This window comes from Pauljensenia sp. 20925_1_25, assembly GCF_041433955.1.
GTDB lineage: Bacteria > Actinomycetota > Actinomycetes > Actinomycetales > Actinomycetaceae > Pauljensenia.
The window spans coordinates 1-4454 of sequence record NZ_JAPWCL010000039.1 but is presented as its reverse complement, the minus strand read 5'-3'; the positions used below and the strand labels follow the sequence as shown (position 1 = coordinate 4454).

Below are 4454 nucleotides of genomic sequence, written 5' to 3'. Positions count from 1 at the left end.
AACGCAACTGGGACGACCGCGCCGAGCTGCACATGGCTGGCAATTACTGCGACTACCAGCGCCTTCTCGAGGATCCGACAGCCATGAGCGCTGAACTGGCCCAAGATATCGAACGATTCGGCGATCTCGCCGACAAAGATGTCATCCACCTGCAATGCCACGTCGGAACGGACACAATCGGCTTTGCGCGCCGCGGGGCCTCGCGCGTCATTGGCCTCGACCTGTCCGAGGCTTCGCTTGCCCACGCGCGTAGCATCGCCGAACGCGCAGACGCTGACGTGGAGTTCGTCCACGCGAACGTGTACGACGCGCGCCAAGCAGTATCCGGCAACTTCGATCTGGTGTACACCTCGATCGGCGTCCTATGCTGGCTGCCCGATATCGCCCGGTGGGCGCAAGTCATCGCTTCCCTGCTCAAGCCGGGCGGCACTTTCTTTATCCGCGATGACCACCCGATGTTCATGACAATCGGGGAGGATATTTCCGGCGGGCTAAAGATTGAGCAGCCATACTTCGAGCAGGATGCTCCGATGACATGGGATGACGAGTCAAGCTACGTAGATTTCCCCGATGCGCCGCGGATTACTCACACGACAAATCACCAGTGGAATCACTCCCTTGGACAAATCGTTACTGCTCTCATCAACGCGGGTTTGGTGATCGATGAGCTTGAGGAGACACCGCGCGCGGCGTGGTGTCCGTGGCCCGAACTCATGGAACAAGATTCCGCTGGAGGTTGGCACCTTCGCGAGCACCCCGAACGCCTGCCCCTTCAGTTTGCGATCACAGCACACAAACACTGACAGTGCGCATTGTGGGGTTGTGCGGGCTAGACAAGGTAGGGAACACTCAAACGCTGGAAAGCCTGGCTGTGCGATTACTGCACGAGTCCCTCCGAGATACACGATGGAAGGCCAGAAGTAACACTCCACCAGCGCGTGAGTATGGCATGACCGTGCACCGACCATGTCAATAGCGGCTCCACGCGCACTAGCGAGGCCTACCCTGCATGGCGGGGCAGGCCTCGCGGCGTAAACAAGGGGGTCGTGTTGCTCATGAGCCTGTTTCTACCATCTGAAGTGAGAGCGAATCTCACCGGGAGGTTCGCGCAGACTCGATGGGATGCTTCGGCCATGACTAGCATCGCCGCGTGGACAACCTGGCTGATCCCCTACATGTGCCGCATGATCATGGGCATCCCCATGATCAACCTGTCCGCCAACGCGGCTTTCGGCGTAGCCCTCATCGGGGCCGACGTGATCGGTCTGGCCCTCTACCTGCGCGGGGATGCACACCGGGTGTAACCACCCGCGGCCGAGGCCTCTCACGAGACCAGTCAATCACCTGGCATATGTCGACAATATCCACCCGACGCTCGCTTCCCCTAAATCCGACCTTCAAGGAGATGTTCGACCACGATCAGGAATCAAGACCTTCGCGCGGGAGAGACTGTTATATTCGGTTCCAGTCAACAATGATCGATAAGGGAGTCGCCACATGTCCAAAATCCTGCGGATCGCTTTGGCCATCGCGTTTATCGTCGTGTTCTATACCGGCGAACTCGTGGGTATCCTGTTCGACTATCAAGGCATCAACGTGGTTCCAACACCAACGTGGTTCCTTCTACTATTCGCCACCTGTGCCGCGAATGTAGCCAGCGCGTTCTGGATTTCACGCGCGGACCCCCCGCGCAATCTAGCGTTCTGGGGCCTCTTCCTCAAGGTATGTTTCCTTCCGATATTCCTGGCAGACTTCTACATTTTTGTGTTAATGAGAAGCTGGTTTCCCCCCAGCCCTGAGGTATCACCGCTAGGATTTTTCCTCATCACCCCCTATGTCGTCCTGTCATGCCCCCTCATGATCGTCAGCTCGTGCTACGGGTTCGCAGCAATCGATCGTGCGCGCGACGAACAGCTGATCTCCCCTGAAAGGGAAAGAAAGTACAAATGGGGGCTTGCCCTCCCCATAGCAGACCTCGTCGCAGCTATCTGGCTGTACGCACGCTTGCGCCGCCTGGACGGCACTGCTCCAACCTGCACCCCGGACGACGACCCGCTCTCACCCGCGCACACTACACCCCAACCCGTTGCCGACATAGACGACATCCTCGCTACAAGACCCACACAGACCCGCAAAGCAATTCCACACCCCTGGCCTACAGTCCTGCCCCTCGCAGCCTCACTCTGTTTCATCATTGCCTCCTACGCTGGCGGGCCTGTCACCATGATCTTTCCCCCTCCATATCCGACACTTCGAATCGACGTCTGGTTCCTCGTCATGTTTGTGTGCGCCCTGGCGACTATCGTTAGTGCCGACGCTTTCAAAGGCGCACACAACCCCAAGACGCTGGCGCTCTGGTGCCTCGTCTTCAAGCTTGCCCTCCTCCCTTTTTTCCTTACTATGACCCTCATAGTGCTCGTCCTGGGATCGTATTTCTTCGCCCAAAGAGGCCTCATCTTTGTGACATTCATCATGCTCCCCCTGCTACTCCTGGGGACCTACTGCATCATGCGCGTCACCTCATCCCACGGATCTGCCGCGATCAGCCGCGCACGCAACGAGCGGCTCGTCCGTCGAGAAACGGCGAACAAGCTACAGAGAGGCCTTGCCACTCCCATCGCCGATCTAATCTCCTCAATCCGGCTCTACACACTACTGCGCCAACTGGACAATGCCAGCGAAACCACCACGAGTGAGGCCCTGTAAGCACCTCGCCAAGCTGAACACACCCCCAGATACCAGCCCCGGCCTCGTTCCTGCGGGCGGTGATAGGGTGGCAACATGCAAAGTGTCAAAAGAAATAAACTACGCATATCTACCGTCATACGCTCGGTAACTTTCCTCTTCTTCGTCGTCGCAGCTTACGGACCTTGGGTGCTGGCTTTTGTCCTCGACAAGAGTTTGGACGCTATCGACTGGAAGACGTGGACACTTCTGGCCGTGATCGCCGGAGCAGCCAACGCCGTATCCGCACTGTGGCGTCGAGACGACGACAGCCCGCGCACGATGGCGCTGTGGGGATTAATCCTCAAGCTCTGCTTGCTTCCCCTCTATGCTCCCACTCTTATTTTCCTTACAATCCTCACCATGGCTCTCGCAGCACCGGGCTACCTTATCTTGTTCCTTGCCTATGTGGGCCAGCCAATAGCGAACCTCATGATCCTGATCCCGCTCAGCTCGTCCTATGGCCTTGTTGCGGCACATCTCGGTTGCAAACAGAGACTTATTTCCGAGTCGTCGGCACACTACTACATCGCACTCCACCTACTACCCGCCATCGACCTGCTATCGTCCATCTGCCTGTACGTGAAACTATGGAAAGAGCAGCACGCTCGCGCGGCGAGTACCGAGCAGACCTCTCAGGATTACAACGCCTCTTCACATAAGCACACAGCGCCTCCCGGCCTCTTTAAACGATTTCGGGACGAGGCCGAGGCTGAGCCACGCGCGTAGCCATACCGATCAGGCGCCACTCCTGCACTAGCCCGCGGCGCTCACCCCTCCATATTCGCCGCGGTCACCCCGTCCGCCAGGGTTCCGTAGGCGGTGACACAGTGCCCGACAAACATGTCGTCAGATTCCATCGCGATACCCCTCAGCGCGATTCGGCGCGCGGAATTCTCTTCCAAGTTGAGCGTGAGGACCTTCACTGAGCAGAACCCGGCGGCGTGCACATCCAGGCATTGTTAAACACCTTGGCGACCTGCCAGCTACGCTTCGAGGGCGGCGCCATCTCAGGCCACCTCCTCCTCACACTCAACTATGATGAATCCTTCATCCGGTTACCAGGAATGGCAAATCACGCAGACACCAAGTTACCAAGCCGCACTGCGGCACTCACCACATCATCGAAGGAAATTTCGGATGCGTAAGGTGCCGATCTCACATAAGACTCCCATACTGCCAGCATATCATCGGAAAGCCGCACCTTCTCTAGTCGACTTCTATAATCGGCAACAAAAGCAGACGTTCCCCTTTTGCGCGCTGTTGCCTCGAGGGCACGCTTGACCTGGCCATATTCAATCTGATCAGCACGAGTATTCAAGAATACGTAAATGTCATAGAAGTCCCTCCCACATGTATTGGCAACACCTCTGCTGATGACCGTTTCAAATTTCTCAGCGAGAATCGTCGCCACAGGATAAGACATAAGCCTTATAGCGCGATCTTCGAACAGCATCGGATACGGATACTCAACCTCCACAGGAACGATGGAATCACCTGTTGCGATATCAACTTTAATTGGCGCATTCATTCTTCCATACCTGACCATAATATAAGCACGCCAATTTGGATATTCGTCATCTGTTCTGATTGACTCGACCCGCTCGAAGATGTATTCCATTCCGTCACCGACATCAACAGAGCAGATCTGCTCCATCGTTTGCTCAATAGAGTCGCGATCAAGAGGCATACCAACAACAGTTGTATCCATATCCATCGTCGTACGCAGA

At 56.5% G+C, this 4454-nt stretch carries 5 protein-coding genes; 4 read left to right on the top strand and 1 reads right to left on the bottom strand.

Features of this window, described 5'->3' with window-relative positions:
• From O3932_RS10375 to O3932_RS10360, 4 genes are all read left to right on the top strand, one after another.
• Positions 1-803, top strand: an 803-nt coding sequence (locus O3932_RS10375; protein WP_371538294.1) for a class I SAM-dependent methyltransferase, incomplete at its 5' end; no start/stop codon positions are given.
• 330 nt (positions 804-1133) lie between these two features.
• Positions 1134-1304, top strand: coding sequence for a hypothetical protein (locus tag O3932_RS10370; RefSeq protein ID WP_009648505.1), 171 nt, complete (start codon positions 1134-1136; stop codon positions 1302-1304).
• 193 nt (positions 1305-1497) lie between these two features.
• Positions 1498-2706, top strand: a complete 1209-nt coding sequence (locus O3932_RS10365) for a hypothetical protein (protein ID WP_371538292.1) — start codon at positions 1498-1500, stop codon at positions 2704-2706.
• Between the two features lie 75 nt (positions 2707-2781).
• The gene (locus O3932_RS10360; protein ID WP_371538289.1) at positions 2782-3453 is read left to right on the top strand and encodes a hypothetical protein; all 672 of its coding nucleotides are present in this window, start codon (positions 2782-2784) and stop codon (positions 3451-3453) included.
• Positions 3454-3799: 346 nt separating this feature from the next.
• Here the strand turns inward: O3932_RS10360 and O3932_RS10355 are convergent.
• The coding region (locus O3932_RS10355) for a nucleotidyl transferase AbiEii/AbiGii toxin family protein (RefSeq protein WP_371538287.1) at positions 3800-4454 on the bottom strand (655 nt) is incomplete at its 5' end.

Excerpts from the sequence above, each read along its gene's own strand:
- O3932_RS10365 (WP_371538292.1), top strand. The coding sequence starts at position 1,498 with ATGTCCAAAATCCTGCGGATCGCTTTGGCCATCGCGTTTATCGTCGTG.
- O3932_RS10370 (WP_009648505.1), top strand. The coding sequence starts at position 1,134 with ATGACTAGCATCGCCGCGTGGACAACCTGGCTGATCCCCTACATGTGC.
- O3932_RS10360 (WP_371538289.1), top strand. The coding sequence starts at position 2,782 with ATGCAAAGTGTCAAAAGAAATAAACTACGCATATCTACCGTCATACGC.